Annotated in this window: 9 protein-coding genes; 5 read left to right on the forward strand and 4 right to left on the reverse strand. The window is 74.6% G+C overall.

All coding sequences use genetic code 11. From position 1 onward, the window contains the following. Window positions 1–26: 26 nt before the first annotated feature. The 3 genes from H4696_RS18055 to H4696_RS18065 are packed head-to-tail and all read right to left on the reverse strand — an operon-like array spanning window position 27 to window position 2,604. Window positions 27–1,310: an NtaA/DmoA family FMN-dependent monooxygenase gene (locus tag H4696_RS18055; RefSeq protein WP_086859781.1), complete on the reverse strand. Its 1,284-nt coding sequence runs from the start codon at window positions 1,308–1,310 to the stop codon at window positions 27–29. Beyond that, window positions 1,307–1,873: a TetR/AcrR family transcriptional regulator gene (locus H4696_RS18060; protein WP_086859779.1), complete on the reverse strand. Its 567-nt coding sequence runs from the start codon at window positions 1,871–1,873 to the stop codon at window positions 1,307–1,309. The genes H4696_RS18055 and H4696_RS18060 overlap by 4 nt, the downstream gene beginning before the upstream one ends. Continuing rightward, window positions 1,870–2,604 (reverse strand): alpha/beta hydrolase, encoded by a 735-nt coding sequence (locus tag H4696_RS18065; protein ID WP_086859777.1) that lies wholly within the window; start codon window positions 2,602–2,604, stop codon window positions 1,870–1,872. Before H4696_RS18065 ends, H4696_RS18060 begins: the two co-directional genes overlap by 4 nt. Window positions 2,605–2,777: 173 nt before the next feature. On the opposite strand from H4696_RS18065, the gene H4696_RS18070 reads away from it, so the two are divergent. After that, window positions 2,778–3,455: a MerR family transcriptional regulator gene (locus H4696_RS18070; RefSeq protein WP_211299676.1), complete on the forward strand. Its 678-nt coding sequence runs from the start codon at window positions 2,778–2,780 to the stop codon at window positions 3,453–3,455. A gap of 103 nt (window positions 3,456–3,558) precedes the next feature. Here H4696_RS18070 and eno read toward each other — a convergent pair whose 3' ends face one another. Then, complete coding sequence (gene eno, locus H4696_RS18075) at window positions 3,559–4,842, reverse strand: phosphopyruvate hydratase (RefSeq protein ID WP_086859773.1); 1,284 nt, start codon at window positions 4,840–4,842, stop codon at window positions 3,559–3,561. A gap of 206 nt (window positions 4,843–5,048) precedes the next feature. On the opposite strand from eno, the gene fbaA reads away from it, so the two are divergent. From fbaA to H4696_RS18095, 4 genes are all read left to right on the forward strand, one after another. Continuing rightward, entirely contained in the window at window positions 5,049–6,080 is a 1,032-nt protein-coding gene (gene fbaA, locus H4696_RS18080) for a class II fructose-bisphosphate aldolase (RefSeq protein WP_086859772.1), read from the forward strand. 101 nt (window positions 6,081–6,181) lie between these two features. Continuing rightward, on the forward strand, window positions 6,182–9,004 hold the full coding sequence (locus H4696_RS18085; RefSeq protein ID WP_338078687.1) for an ATP-binding protein: 2,823 nt from the start codon (window positions 6,182–6,184) through the stop codon (window positions 9,002–9,004). Between the two features lie 160 nt (window positions 9,005–9,164). After that, window positions 9,165–12,029, forward strand: a complete 2,865-nt coding sequence (locus H4696_RS51275) for a helix-turn-helix transcriptional regulator (RefSeq protein ID WP_338078688.1) — start codon at window positions 9,165–9,167, stop codon at window positions 12,027–12,029. Window positions 12,030–12,034: 5 nt separating this feature from the next. Then, window positions 12,035–14,734 (forward strand): AAA family ATPase, encoded by a 2,700-nt coding sequence (locus tag H4696_RS18095; RefSeq protein ID WP_086864037.1) that lies wholly within the window; start codon window positions 12,035–12,037, stop codon window positions 14,732–14,734. Window positions 14,735–14,912 lie beyond the last annotated feature (178 nt).

Here is a 14,912-nt window from a genome sequence, read left to right on the forward strand (position 1 = left end):
CACCGACAGAAACCACATACCGGGATTCACTCGGCCAGGTGTTCACGCAGCGTCGAGCCGGCATATTCGGTCCGGTACCGGCCCTTGCGCTGCAGGATCGGCACGACGTGGTCGACGAACGCGGTCAGCTCGTAGGGCAGCGTCGATCCCATGATGGTGAACCCGTCGACGGCGCCGGCGTCCTGCCAGGTGAGCACGTGGTCGGCGAGCTGCTCCGGCGTGCCGACGAAGTGGACCTGCCCCGCTCCCCCGGTGATCCGCGCCGCGATCTCGCGCAGCGGGGCCTCGGGCCGCTCCCGAGCCGCCGCCGCGAGCTGCTGCAGGCGGGACGAGCCGCCCTCGGCCCGCAGTTCGGCGGGCAGCGGGGCGTCCGGGTCGAACGCGTCCGGGTCGAGGCCCGCGGTGTACAACGCGTTCTGCCAGCGGAACTCCGGGCTGGCCAGCTCTTCGAGCCGCTCCGCACGGGTCTTCGCCTCGGCCTCGGTGCCGCCCAGCGTGACCATCAGCGCGGGCAGGACGCGCACTCCTGACGGGTCCCGGCCCGCCGCGACCACCTGGGCGTCCAGCCCGGCGCGGAACTTCACCGCCGCCTCGAGCGACGGCGGCCCGGAGAACACCAGCTCCGCGTACCGGGCCGCGAGCCCGATCCCGGCGGCCGACTGTCCCGCTTGGACGAGCACCGGCCGCCCCTGCGGCGACCGCGGGAACGGCAGCACGCCTTCGACGTCGTAGAACCTGCCGTGGAAGCGCGGGGCGTGCAGCTTGGCGCGGTCGGCCCACACGCCGTTCTCGCGGTCGCCGACGATCGCGTCGTCGTCCCAGCTGTCCCACGCCCGCGTGACGACGTCGACGAACTCGTGCGCGCGCTCGTACCGGTCGGCGTGGTCGGGGTGGGCCTTCTCGCCGAAGTTCGCCGCGGCCAGCGAAGTGATGGTGGTGACGATGTTCCAGCCCGCGCGGCCGCCGCTGAGGTGGTCCAGCGTGGCGAACCGCCGGGCGAGCTCCCACGGCTTGTTGTAGGTCGTCGAGCCGGTGCCGATCAGGCCGATCTTCCCGGTGACCGCGGCCAGCGCGGACAGCACGGCGACCGGGTCGAACTGCGTCTGCGGCAGGTGCGTCACGCGGTATTCGGCGATGGCGATGTTGTCGGCCAGGAAGATCGAGTCCATCAGGCCGCGCTCGGCGGTCCGCGCGATGTCCGCGTAGTACGGCAGCCCGAGCACCCCGCGGACGTCGTCGTCGACCACTCGCCACGCGGACTCGTGGTAGCCGTTCGGCCAGATGAAGGCGTTGAAGTGCAGGGAATTCACCGGGTTGCTCCTTCGCTCGCGCCCGTGCGGCGGAGCCCGTTGACCAGGAGCCGCACGAGCCGGCGCGGGTCGTAGGCGCTGCCCGCGCCGGCGCACAGGCTGCCGACGCCGCGCATCAGCTCGTACGGGTCCTGGCCGGGCTCGATCTCGCCGGCCGCCGCGGCCGACTCCAGCAGCTCCGTGCACACCGGGCCGAGGCGCTCCAGGAAGTAGGCGTGCAGCGGGTCGTAGCACGGTTCGTCGGACTGCAGCACCGACGCGAGCCCCTGCTTGGTGATGACGAAGTCGACGAACCGGTCGATCCACGCCACGAGCGCCCGGTGCGGCCCCGGTTCGCCCGCGAGCAGCGCCGGGCCGGCTTCGGCCAGCGACTCGACCTGCAGCCGGTACACCGCGAGGATCAGGTCGGCGCGGGTCGGGTAGTGGCGGTAGATGGTCGCCGTGCCGACGCCGGCCCGGGCGGCGATCTCGCGGATCGGCGCTTCGACGCCGGAGCTCACGAACACCGCGGCCGCGGCCTCCAGGACGTTCTCGGCGTTGCGCCGCGCGTCGGCACGCTTCACACCCGCAGGCTACCGGCCCCGACCCGGTCGCCGACGTCCAGCAGCAGCTCGGCGAGCTCCGCGGGCGCGGTGATCATGCAGTCGTGGCCGGTGGCCAGCTCCCGCACGTCCGACGGCTCGCCGTTCGGCTGCACGGCGGGCACCGGGCGGCGGTCGAACCCCTCGGGCTTGACCGTGCAGTGGATGTGCGTGCGCGGGATCTCCCGCAGCGCGGGGTTGTCCATCGCGACCGGTTCTTCGAGGCACCGCAGCGACTGGTCGGACAGCATGGTCCGCACCCAGGCGATGTCGCCGGGATCGGTCACCCCGAACAGGCCGTGGGGCGCGGGCAGCTCGGGCAGCGGCGGCACGCGCCAGCTGTCGACCGGCATGTTCCGGGTGATCGGCATGACGTCGAGCGCGTTCTCCCCGTCGGTGGGCACCATCGCGTCGAGGTAGACCAGCCGCGCGATGCGCTCGGGCACCTGGTTGGCGACCGCGGAGATCACCATCCCCGCGTAGCTGTGCCCGACCAGGACGACGTCGTGCAGGTCCGCCTCGACCAGCAGCCGCACGACGTCGGCGGTGTGCGTGCCGAGCCCGACGTCGGGGCTCAGCAGGTGCGTGGTCTCGCCGTAGCCGGTCAGCGTCGGGGTGAAGACCCGGCGGCCGCTGGCCGCCAGGTGGGGCACGACCCGCGCCCAGGCCTGCCCGGTGTGCCAAGCGCCGTGGACCAGCACGTACGTCGTCATGAACGATCACCCTTCAAGTGGGACATTGTCCCGGTTACTATATGGGACGCTGTCCCACTTAAGTCAAGGGCCGCGAAGTCTGGGCATCCCACCAGACTTCGCGCCCGGCGCTGGGCCGGGCGCGGCCGTGGGCGGTTCACTGGGCCTCCCCGCGGGTGCGGGCGGAGAAGGGGGTGCCTGGCGCAATGCGGATGGCCGAGCTCAGCGCGGAAACGGGTGTTCCGGTCGCGACCGTCAAGTACTACCTGCGCGAGGGACTGCTGCCCGCGGGCCGCCGGGTCGGGCCCAACCAGGCGCAGTACACCCCCGAGCACGTCAAGCGGCTGCGGCTCGTCTGCGCGCTGCGCGAGATCGGCGGGCTGTCGCTGGCGGAGGTGGCCGACGTGCTCGGGGTACTCGACGCGGGGCGCGCGGCCCGAGTCGTGCTCGGCGTCGCGCAGGACGGCCGGGTCTCCGTCCGCCCGGTTTCCGCGGCGGCGCGGGCGTGGGCGCTGGGGCGCGTCGGCGAACTGCTCGGCGCGCCGGCGGACGACACGGATCCCGCGGTGGCGAACCTGGTCACCGTGCTGGCCGTCTGCCACGGGCTCGGGCACGACGCCGTCTCCGGCAAGCTCGCCGAGTACGCCGCCCTTGCCCGCGAGGTCGCCGCCGTCGACGCGGCCTTGATCGACGACGTCGGGCCCGCGCGGCGGCCGGGCGAGACCGCGCTCATCACGACTCTGCTGGGCGAGCGGCTGTTCGCGGGGTTGCGGCACTTCGCGCTCGTGGACGCGCTGGGCGCGGCGCCGGCCGAAGCTCAGCGCGACCGGTCCGGCCCTGCCCGTCTGGCGACCGGCTCACCGACGTCTTGAATGACTCATTCAGGTCTTCGGAGGTCCTGAATGACTCATTCAAGACCATTGGCGCACCGCCGAAGCCTGACGCCGGGACGCGAACGCCCCGGCGCCGGCCCGCTCAGCGCTTCCGGTTCAGCGGCGCGCGGCCCGCGTACTCCGCCGCCGCGCCCAGGTCCTCCTCGATCCGCAGCAGCTGGTTGTACTTCGCCGTGCGGTCGGCCCGCGACAGCGACCCCGTCTTGATCTGGCCGCAGTCGACCGCGACCGACAGGTCGGCGATCGTCGTGTCCTCGGTTTCCCCCGAGCGGTGCGACATCACCACGCCGTACCCTGCGCGAGACGCCACCTCGACCGCGTCGAGCGTCTCGGTCAGCGTGCCGATCTGGTTGACCTTGACCAGGATCGCGTTGGCGACGCCCTGCTCGATGCCCTCGGTCAGCAGCGCCACGTTGGTGCAGAAGACGTCGTCGCCGACGAGCTGGATCTCCTCCCCCAGCGCCCGCGTCACCAGCTGCCAGCCGTCCTTGTCGTCCTCCGCCATGGCGTCCTCGATCGACGCGATCGGGTACCGGGCGACCAGGTCGCGCAGGTAGCCGGCGTGCTCGGACGCCGAGCGCTTCACGCCTTCGCCGCGGTAGTGGTAGATCCCGTCCTCGTAGAACTCCGACGCGGCCAGGTCCAGCATCAGCGCCACGTCGTCGCCGGGCACGTAACCGGCCCGCTCGATCGCCCGCACCACGAAGTCCAGCGCCTGTTCGGCCGTGTCGAGCTGCGGCGCGAACCCGCCTTCGTCGCCGACGTTCGTGTTGTGGCCCGCGTCGCGCAGGATCCCGCGCAGCGTGTGGAAGACCTCGGCGCCGACCCTGACCGCTTCTCCGAAGCTCGGCGCGCCGACCGGCGCGATCATGAACTCCTGGAAGTCGATCCCGTTGTCGGCGTGCACCCCGCCGTTGACGATGTTCATCATCGGCGTCGGCAGCCGGTACGTGCCCTCCCCGCCCAGGTGGCGGTACAGCGGCAGCACGTGCGCCTGCGCGGCCGCCTTCGCCACCGCCAGCGACACCCCGAGGATCGCGTTCGCGCCGAGGCGCGCCTTGTTGGGCGTGCCGTCCAGCTCGCACAGCACCCGGTCCACCTCGACCTGCGACCGCGAGTCGAGACCCACGACCGCATCGGCGACTTCGCCGTTGACCGCGGCGACCGCCTTCCGGACCCCCTTGCCCAGGAACCGGCCCGGATCACCGTCCCGCAGCTCGACGGCCTCGCGCGTGCCCGTCGACGCACCCGACGGCACCGCCGCGCGCCCGAACGACCCGTCGGCCAGCTCGACGTCGACCTCGACCGTCGGGTTGCCGCGGCTGTCCAGGATCTCCCGGCCGGTGACTTGGACGATGGCAGTCATTTTTCTCCTCAGCGGCACGACGGGATCGCACCTCGGGGTCAAGGGAAGGCCGGCGGGACGAACACGGCACGGGCGGGACGACGTCGTCACCTGCCACCGGCCGGACCGGTACCCACCGTTCTACCGGGCCGCCACTGGGGAAAACCCCAGCATCGCGCCGCTAGCGTTCGCCCCGAAACCCCGCCCGAGTCCGAAGTGGAGCCCGCATGCCCATCGCCACCCCCGAGGTCTACGCGGAGATGCTCGACCGGGCCAAGGCGAACGAGTTCGCCTACCCGGCCATCAACGTGACCTCGTCCGAGACCGTGAACGCCGCCATCCGCGGCTTCGCCGAGGCGGAGAGCGACGGCATCATCCAGTTCTCCACCGGCGGCGCCGAATTCGCGTCCGGCCAGAAGGTCAAGGACATGGTCACCGGCGCCACCGCGCTGGCCGAATTCGCGCAGGTCGTCGCCGCGAAGTACGACGTCAACGTCGCGCTGCACACCGACCACTGCCCCAAGGACAAGCTCGACGGCTTCGTCCGCCCCCTGATCGAGATCTCGGCCGAACGCGTCAAGAACGGCCAGAACCCGCTCTTCCAGTCCCACATGTGGGACGGCTCGGCGATCGACCTCGACGAAAACCTCGAGATCGCCACCGAGCTGCTCGCCAAGACCGCCGCGGCGAAGATCATCCTCGAGGTCGAGATCGGCGTCGTCGGCGGCGAAGAAGACGGCGTCGAAGCGGAGATCAACGAGAAGCTCTACACCGCCGAAGGCGACTTCCTCAAGACCATCGACGCCCTCGGCGCCGGCGAGAAGGGCCGCTACCTGCTCGCGGCGACCTTCGGCAACGTCCACGGCGTCTACAAGCCGGGCAACGTCAAGCTCCGCCCGGACGTCCTGAAGGGCGGCCAGGAAGCGGCGGCGAAGAAGCTCGGCCTCGACGCCGGCGCGAAGCCGTTCGAGCTGGTCTTCCACGGCGGCTCGGGTTCCCTGCCGGAGGAGATCCGCGAGGCGGTGTCCTACGGCGTGGTGAAGATGAACGTCGACACCGACACCCAGTACGCGTTCACCCGCCCGATCGTGGACCACTTCTTCAAGAACTACGACGGCGTCCTGAAGATCGACGGCGAGGTCGGCAACAAGAAGGTCTACGACCCGCGCTCGTACCTCAAGGCGGCCGAGACCGGCATGGCGGCGCGGATCGTCGAGGCCTGCGAAGCACTCGGGTCGGCCGGCACCCGGCTGAAGTAGCCGGCTTCCCGGAGGAGCCCGGTGCCGCGCCCCTCCGGCCGATGGGCCAGGCTGGGAACCGCCGGCACGGGCTCCGGCGATCGCGCGCGGACGGGAGGACTGTGGCTGTTCGGAGTGGGGTGCGGGGATCGGCCCGGCCGGATCTGGCGGGGCGGGACTGGGAACTGCGGGTGCTCACCGACCGGGCGCGCGCCGCCGCCCTCGGCGAGGGGCAGGCGGTCCTGGTGCGCGGGCCCGCCGGGATCGGGAAGACCGGGCTGCTGGCCGTCGCGCTCGAGGAGCTGGGCCGCGGCGCCGCCACCGTGCTCACCGTGACCTGCGCCGACACCGGGGCCGGGGCCTACGAAGCGGTCCGCGCGCTGTTCGGTCCACTGTGGCCGCGCGGGGACGCCGGCGAGGCCGGCCTGCTCGCCGGCAGTGCCCGGCTCGCCCTGCCCGCCCTCGCCCCCGGGCGCGGCGACGGCACCGCCGACACCTACTCGGTCATGCACGGCCTCTACTGGCTGGTCGCCGGCCTGGCCGCCCGCGGGCCGGTCGTGCTCGCGGTCGACGACGTCCAGTGGTGCGACGAAACTTCCCTGCGCTGGCTGGGCTTCCTGCTGCGCCGGGCCGAAGACCTGCCGGTGCTGGTGCTGCTGGCCCAGCGCACCGGGTCCGACGGGCCGGGCCCGGCGGTGCTCGCCGAGATCGGCACGGCGGTGAACTGCCTCGCGGTCGACCTCGCGCCGCTGACCGCCGAGGCGGTCGCCGACGTCCTGGCGGCCGGGTTCGGCGCGGCGCCGGACCCCGAGTTCGTCCGCCACGCGGTCGACATCACCGGCGGCAACCCGTTCCTGCTCGACCGCGTGGTCGGCTCGCTGCGCGACCGCGTGCCGCCGGACGCCGGGCACGTCGGCGAGCTCGAGGAGCTCGGCCGGGAAGCCGTGGTCCGCCCGCTGCTGGACCGGCTGTCCCCGGACGCGCTGGCCGTCGCGCGCGCGATCGCGGTGCTGGGCGGTGAAGAACTGGAGACGATCGCCGCGCTCGCCGGCACCCGGCCCGGGCCGGCGCGGCACGCCGTGCAGGCGTTGCGCGACGGCGAGCTGCTCGAACCGGACCGGCTGGACTACGCCCACGACCTGATCCGCGCGGCCGCGCTGAACACCGCGGCGCCGGCCGAGCTGGCCCGGCTGCGCGAACGCGCGGCCACGCTGCTCAACGACAGCGGCCGTTCCAGCGAGGAGGTCGCCGTCCACCTGCTGGTGCTCGACGGCCCGCCGCAGCCGTGGATGGTCACCGTGCTGCGGGAAGCGGCCGCGGCGGCCGAAAGCCGGGGCGCGCCCGCGGCGGCGGCGCGGTACCTGACGCAGGTGCTGCGGGCGCACGAGGACGACGTCGCGGTGCTCGTGCACCTGTCCCGGGTGCTCGGGCAGACCGACCCGGCGGCGTCGCTGCGGCACCTCGAACACGCGCTCGAGCTCGTGGCCGACCCACGGCGGCGGGTGCCGATCGTCATGCAGTACGTCATGGTGTCGCTGGGCGCGCAGAACTCCCGGCGGTCCTACGCGCTGGCGACGGAGGTGGCCGACGCGCTCGAAGCGGTGACCGATCCCACCCCCTCCCCCGCCGACCGGGCGCTGCGGATGGTCGGCCAGTCGGCGCTGCTGCTGTCCGGATTGGACGAAAAGGCCACGGTTTCCCAGGTCGGCGCGCGGTTGCGCGACGTCGTCCCGCCGCCGGGCGACACCGCCGAGGAGCGCGAACTGCTCGGCATGCTCTCGTCGCTGGGCACGTTGCAGGGCCGCCCGGCCGGCGAGGTCGTCGCCCAGGCGGCCCAGGTGCTGCGCATCGGCGACGTCGCCCCGGGCGGCTGGGCCGTGCTCGGCGCCGTGCTCACCCTCTACCTCGCCGACCGGCCCGAGCCCGCGCTGGCGGCGCTCGGCGGCGTGCTCGACCACGCGCAGCGCCGCGGCCAGGGGTGGACCTACGTCCTCGGCGCGACCACGCGCGCGCTCGTCCACCAGTTCTGCGGCAACCTCACCGACGCGCTGGCGGACGCGCAGTACTCGTTCGACGTCATCACGCAGGAGCGCTGGGCGCCCGGCACCGCGATGCCGCAGACCGTGCTGGCCTCGCTGCTGGTGCGTCAGGGCGACCCGGCCGGGGCGGAGGAGGTGCTGGCCGCGATCGTGCGGCCGCGGCTCGAGCACTTCACGCTCGAGTACCACTGGTACCTGATCGCGAAAGCCCGCGCCCGCGCCGCTTTCGGCGACGTCGAAGGCGCGCTCGCCGTGCTGCGGACCTGCGGGGAAAGCCTGGCGGGCAACGGGATCGGCAACCCGGTACTGGCGCCGTGGTGGTACGAATCGGCCGAGCTGCTGGCCGGGCTCGGCCGTCGCGCCGAGGGCGAGGCCGTGCTCGACGGCGTCGAGCCCGCGGTCCGCCGCTGGGGCACCAACCGGGTGCTGGGCATGCTCGAGACGTCACGCGGGGTGCTCGCCGACGGGGGCGCGGCGATCGAGCGGCTGCGCGACGCGGCCGAGCTCCTCGCGGATTCGCCCGCGAAAGTCGAGCAGGCGAAGGCCGAGTACCTGCTCGGCAGGCGGTTGCTGGCCCGCGGCGACGCCGAAGGCGCGCGGGAACGGCTGCGCCGGTCCATCGACCTTTCCGTGCTCAGCCGGGACAAGCAGCAGCTCGGGCTTTCGCTGCCGGCGCTGGCCGAAGCGGGCGGCCGGATGCGCCACGGCACCGATTCGCCGTCGGACGCCTTGAGTGGAAGCGAGCGGCGGGTGGCCGAGCGGGCCGCGGAGGGCGCGACCAACCGCGAGATCGCCGAGTCGTTGTTCATCACCCAGCGCACGGTCGAGGTGCACCTGACGAGCGTCTACCGGAAGCTCGGCATCGGCGGCCGCGCCGAACTGGCGGAAGCGTTGCGCGACCACTGAGTCACGGTCGGTCGCCGATTGCCCGCCCGTCCCCGGGAATTCTGGCCGCGCGGGCAGAGCTCCCGCCTCCGGCGCCCGGCCCCGGGCCGCGGCCGCCGGCGCGGCTTACGCTGCCCACGGCCAGGGTCGCCGTGGACCGGCCGCCGGAGGAGGTCGTCCTGTGCGCCAATCGCGTCTCGTCGGCCGGGAACGCGCGGTGAGCGTGCTCGACGACTTGGTCGCGGGACTGTCGCGGGGCCGCGGGGCGACGGTGGGCATTTCGGGGGCGGCGGGGGTCGGGCGGACGGCGCTGCTGTCGCGGGTGCGCGGCGCGGTGGCTTCGTGTGTCCCGGACGGGATTCCGTTCGGGGCGGTGACGCAGCTGGCGGCCGCGTTGTTGTCTCCGGCTGCTTTCGGTGAGCTGGTGGGCGGTTGTCTCGAGGATCGTGAGCGTGCTGCTGGGCTTTTGTGCGATGCGTTCGCGGGGCTCGCGGCGGAGCGGCCGGTGGTGCTGGCGGTCGATGACTTGCAGTGGGCGGATGAGTGGTCGCTGCGGTGGTTCGCGGAGATGGCCGGTCGGACTGGTGACGTGCCGGTGTTGTTGATCGGGACGGCGTACGAGCCGATTGCCGCGGGGCACCGGATTTCGTTGGCACCGTTGAGTTCGTCCGAGACGGCGATGCTGGTGCGGCAGGTGCTGGGTGAGTTGCCGGCGGAAGCGGAGACGGCGGTCCTGGACATCGTCCGCGGACGACCGGCGGTGCTGCACGAGCTGGCTGAGCAATGGGCGGCGGCGCATGATCCGGCCGGGGCGGCTGCCGGGCTGGCGGTGACCTCGGCCGGGCAATACAACGCAGCGGCCGTTGAGCGGGCGGTGACCCCGGCCCAGCAATGGAATCCGGCGCGAGCAGCCGCTGCAGGGCGCGCGATGTCCTCGGCCGGGCAATACGACGCGGCGGCCGTTGGGCACGCAGAGACCTCGGCCGAGCAGTGGAATCCGGCGCGGGTAGTCGCTGCGGGGCGGGCGGTGTCCTCGGCCGGGCAATACGACGCGGCGGCCCTTGGGCGCGCGGGGACATCCGCCGAGCAGTGGAATCCAGCGCGGGTAGTGGCTGCCGGACGGGCGGTGATGTCGGCGCGCACGGCCCGGATCCGCCGTGGACTGCCGCCCGGGGCGTTGGCGCTCTTGCGGGCGATGTCGGTTTCGGAGCGGCTGGATGTCGTCGCCGCGGTCGGGCTGGCCGAGCTGGGGGCGGCGGATGTGCCCGCGGCGCTGAGTGCGCTGGAGGCGAGCGGCCTGGTGACGGACGGGCGTCCGGCGGAGCCGCACCTCGCCGCGGACGTGCTGGCGGAGCTGGCCGAGCCGGATCGGGACGAGCTGTACCGCCGGGGTGCGGAACTGGCGCACCGGACCGGGGCGGGTGCGCTGGTCGCGGCGGAGTTGCTGCGCGCGGCGCCGCCGGTCGGTGAGCCGTGGGCGCGGGCGGTGCTCGCGGAGGCGGCGGAACAGTGGTCGGCCCAGGGGAACCCGGTGGCCGCGGCCGAGTCGTTGCGGCGCGCGCTGGCCGAGCCCGCCTCCCCGGCCGACCGTGCGACGCTGCTGGTCCGGCTCGCATCGGCGGTCGTCCGCCGCGATCCCGACCACGCGGACCGCCGGCTAATCCAGGTCCTGGCGGAACCCGCACTGGCCGCACTCCCGGCCGCCACGACGGCGGCAGACCTCCTCCTGGCCCGCGGCGACGCCGAGACGGTGCACCGGCTGGTGGCGGAACCCGGCCGGGCGTCCACTGTGGACCCAGCGCTGGTCGCTCTGGGGCGGCTCGCCCGGGAGGAAGCCGCGGCCGATCCGGAGATGCCGGTGCCCGTACTGCCCGGCTCGGACACGATTGGCCCGGACACAGCCCGCCCAACTGCGGCCCGCCTGGATACCACTGGCCCGGTCGCGGTCCACCCAGCCGCAGTCGAACCCAGCGCAACCGGCGCTGAAACGAGCAAGAACCGCACCGCCTCACTCCCCGCCTTCCCCGGCACCAGCACACCGAACCCCGCCGACGCCGGCGTCACCGCCTTCCGGCTCGCCGTGCGCGGGGAACAACGAGGCGCCGTTCTCGATCTCGCCTCCCGCGCGCTCGTCGTGCGGGAAGAGGCACCCCTCATGCCGCGGATCGCCGCCTGCCGGGCCCTGATCTGCGCCGGGACCCTGGCCGACGCCGCAGACGCGCTCACCGCCGTCATCGCGGCGGCCAGGCGGCGGGATGCCCGGGCCGCCGCCGCGCAGGCGCTCGTCCACCGGGCCGCCGCCGCGCTGCGCGACGATCGGCCTGAAGAAGCGCTGCGGGATCTCGCCGCCGCTGATCGGGAGCTGCCCGTGCGGTGCTGGCACCCGCTTGCCGTGCCGGTGCGGGCCGCCGTCGAGATCAGTGCGCGGTTGCGGGTCGGGCGGCTTGAACACGCTCGGCACCTCGGCGCCGAGCCGCTGCCTCGCGGGAGTGAACACGGGGCGGCCGCCGCGTTCCTGCGGCACGCCGAGGCGGAACTCGCCCTCGCCGAAGACGATCCGGCCACCGCGCTTCAGGCGGCCCTCGAATGTGGACGCGTCCTGCGCGCACGCGGGTGGGTCAACCCGATGGTCGCCACTTGGCGCACGACGGCGAGCCTCGCCCTGCGCCGGCTCGGGGAGCACGCGGCCGCCGCCTCGCTGGCCGCCGAGGAGGTGGCCCTCGCCGAACGGTGGGGGACGGCCGCCGCGCTCGAAGGGCTGCGGGAGCGGGCACCGGATCGGCGGGCCGTGCCCGTGCCGCGGCGGCCTGCCGATTCGCTGCCCGCGCCGCGGTTCCCCGTACCTCGCCCCGACGCGCTGTCGCCGGCCGAACGTGATGTCGCCGAGCTCGCCGCCCGCGGGCTTGCCAACCGGGAGATCGCACGGGAGCTGTCGATCGCGCTGCGGACCGTCGAACTGCGGCTGACCAAGGTGTACCGCAAGCTCGGGCTCAAGGGCCGGGCGGCGCTCGCGGACCACTGGCCCACCCGCACGGCGGGGAGCTGACCCGGGTGCTGTTCGAACGCGAAACCCAGGAAACCGCGCTGGCCGGCGCATTACGGCAGGACGGCGGGGTCGTCGCGATCAGCGGGGAAACCGGGACCGGCCGCACGGCGCTGCTGCGGCTCCTCGGCCGTCTCGCCGCCGGCCGCGGGGCGCGGGTGCTGCGGGCGGGCGGGGCGCCCGGCGAGCGGGACTTCCCCTTCGGTGTCGTGCGGCAGCTCGTCCTGCCCCTGCACGGCGACCCGTGCGAAGCCGGATTGCCGCCGCTCGCCGGGAAGCTGCTCCGGTCCGCGGCCGGGGCCGGCTGCGACGACGCCGTGGCGCTGCTCCACGGCCTGCACGTCCTGCTGGTTTCGCTCGGCGCCCGCGAGCCGGTCGTGGTGCTGGTCGACGACGTGCGCTGGGCCGACGAACCTTCCTTGCGCGCCTTGGCTTTCCTCGCCGGACGGCTGCGCGGGACCCGGGTGCTGCTCGGCGTCGTGCTGCCGGACGCCCCGCGCGCACCGGCGCTGCAGGACCTCGCCCGGGCCGCCGGGCCCGCCGTCCGCGCGCTGCCGTTGTCGGCCGGCGGCACGCGCCGGGTGGCCGCCGCGCGGCTCGGCGCCGGGGTCGATCCCGCGTTCGCGGCGGCCTGCCACGAGCTGACCGGCGGCCGGCCGAAGGAGCTCGACGAGCTGCTGTCCCGCGCCTTCGCCCAGCGCCTGGCCGGGCGGGCCGAGGACTGCGAGCCGCTGCGCGACCTCGGCGCCGCCGTGCGCCGGGAACGGCTGCGGCTGCTGGTCCGGCGTGAACCGGAGGTCGAGGCGCTGGCGCGGGCGGTCGTCACACTCGGGCGGCACGCGGAACCCGAGCTGGTCACGCGGCTGGCCGGGCTGGACGCGGCGGCGTGCGCCGAAGCCCGCGCCCTGCTCGGCGACGCGTGGCTGAGCACCGCCGTCGACGGGCGGCTGGTCCCCGAGCCCGCGCTGGTGCGGGTGGTCGAGGAGACGCGGAGCGCGGCGAGCACCGCGGAAGCGCACCGGGCCGCGGCGGCTTTGCTGACCGCGCAAGGGTTTCCGCCCGAGCACGTCGCCGCGCAGCTGCTCAGCGTCGACGCCCTCCGCGGCCGCGAAGACGTCGCGACCCTGCGGACGGCGGCCGTCGCGGCCCAGCGCCGCGGTGCCCCGGACCTGGCCGCGCGCTACCTGCGGCGCGCCCTGCTGGACGTGCCGCCCGGCGATCCCGGCCGGGCCCGGCTGCTCACCGAGCTGGCCGCCGCCGAACCCGATCCGCGCGCGGCCGTGCGGTACCTGGTGCAGGCCGCGCCGCTGCTGCCCGCGGGCCGCGAACGGGCCGAAGCGGTCGCCCGCATTCCGCTCACCGCCGCCGCGCGCGGGCCGCTGGTGACGGAGCTGGTCCGCACGGTCACCGACCCGGGCGATCCCGACCTCGGGCTGCGCTTGGAGGCCCGCGACTGGTTTGCCGCGCTCGAAGAGCCCGGACGGCCGGCCGCGGCGGCGGAGCGGCTGCGGCAGCTGCCCGACCGGCCGGCCGGGCCCGGCGAGCGGGAGCTGCGCGCGGTGCTGCTCCTGGCCGCCACGCTCGGCGGGCGCGTCACCGCCGACGAGGCCGCCCGCCACGCCGGCGTGCTGCTGGACCACGAGCCGGCGCGGACCGTCCGGGCCGGGACCGCGCTGCGGATCGTCCCGCTCGTGCTGATCGCCGCGGGCCGGCCGGACGCCGTGACGCCGTGGCTGGCGTCGGCGGGCGGGCCGCGGGCCACCACCGCGACGCGCGTGCTCGTCGACGTCCACCAGGCGCTGGCGCTGCTTTCCCGCGGCCGGTTCGCCGAGGCCGGGGAGCCGGCGGAGCGGGCGTTCCGCGCGGCCGAGCCGGGTGGCTACGACGTGCTGGCGCTGCCGGCCACGACCCTGGCACTGGTCGCGGACTCCGCGCGCAGCCGCGACCTGGCCCGCCAGGTGCTCGACGGCCTGCCCGACGCCGACGACCTCGCGGTGTTCGCGGTCCGGCGCGGCCTGCAGGGCATGCTGGCCGCGCGCGAGAACCCGGAAACGGCGCTGGCGCAGTTCCTCGACCGCGGCCGCCTGCTGGACCGGGCGGGCTGGCGCAACCCGGCGATCTACGCGTGGCGCGGGTCGGCGGCGCTGCTGGCCCGGCGGCTCGGGCGGACCGACCAGGCGCGGCAGCTCGCCGAGGAGCACCACCGCCACTCCCTCGCGTGGGGCGCGCCCGCGCTCGTCGGGCGGTCCCTGCGGGTGCTCGCCGCGCTGGCCGGCCGGCAGCACGCGGTCGAGCTGCTGCGGGAGGCGGTCGAGCTGCTCGACGGTGCGCCGGACGAGCTCGAAGCGGCCAAGGCCTGCGCCGACCTGGGGACGTGCCTGCGCGAGACGGAACCGGTGGCGGCGCGGCGGTTGCTGGCCCGCGCGCGGGCGCTGGCCGAAGGCTGCGGCGCGGGCCGGCTGGAGGAACGCGAGGACGGCACCTTCGGCCACGCGGAGCTGCCCCGGCCCACGGCGGAGCTGACCGCGGGCGAGGCGACCGTCGCGCGCCTGGCGGCGGGCGGGCGGACCAACACCGAGATCGCCGGTGAGCTGAGCATCAGCCGCCGGGCCGTCGAGAAGCACCTGACGAGCCTGTACCGCAAGCTGAAGATCGACGGCCGCGCTCAGCTGGCCTCGGTGCTGGGCGACCGTTCCACAGTGGACTGAAGGGTCCGCTCAGTCGCCGGCCCCCAGCTTTTCGTCGAGCAGCGCGAACATCTCGTCGTCGCTGGCGTCGTCGAAGTCGAAGCCGTCGTCGACGTCGTCGCGGGCGCTCCACGCCCCGCGCACCTGCTCCAGGCGCGCGGTGATCTCCTCGTGGGCGCCGGGGTCGATCGCCGTGTCC

Origin of the sequence: Amycolatopsis lexingtonensis (assembly GCF_014873755.1) — a bacterium.
Classification (GTDB): Bacteria; Actinomycetota; Actinomycetes; order Mycobacteriales; family Pseudonocardiaceae; genus Amycolatopsis; species Amycolatopsis lexingtonensis.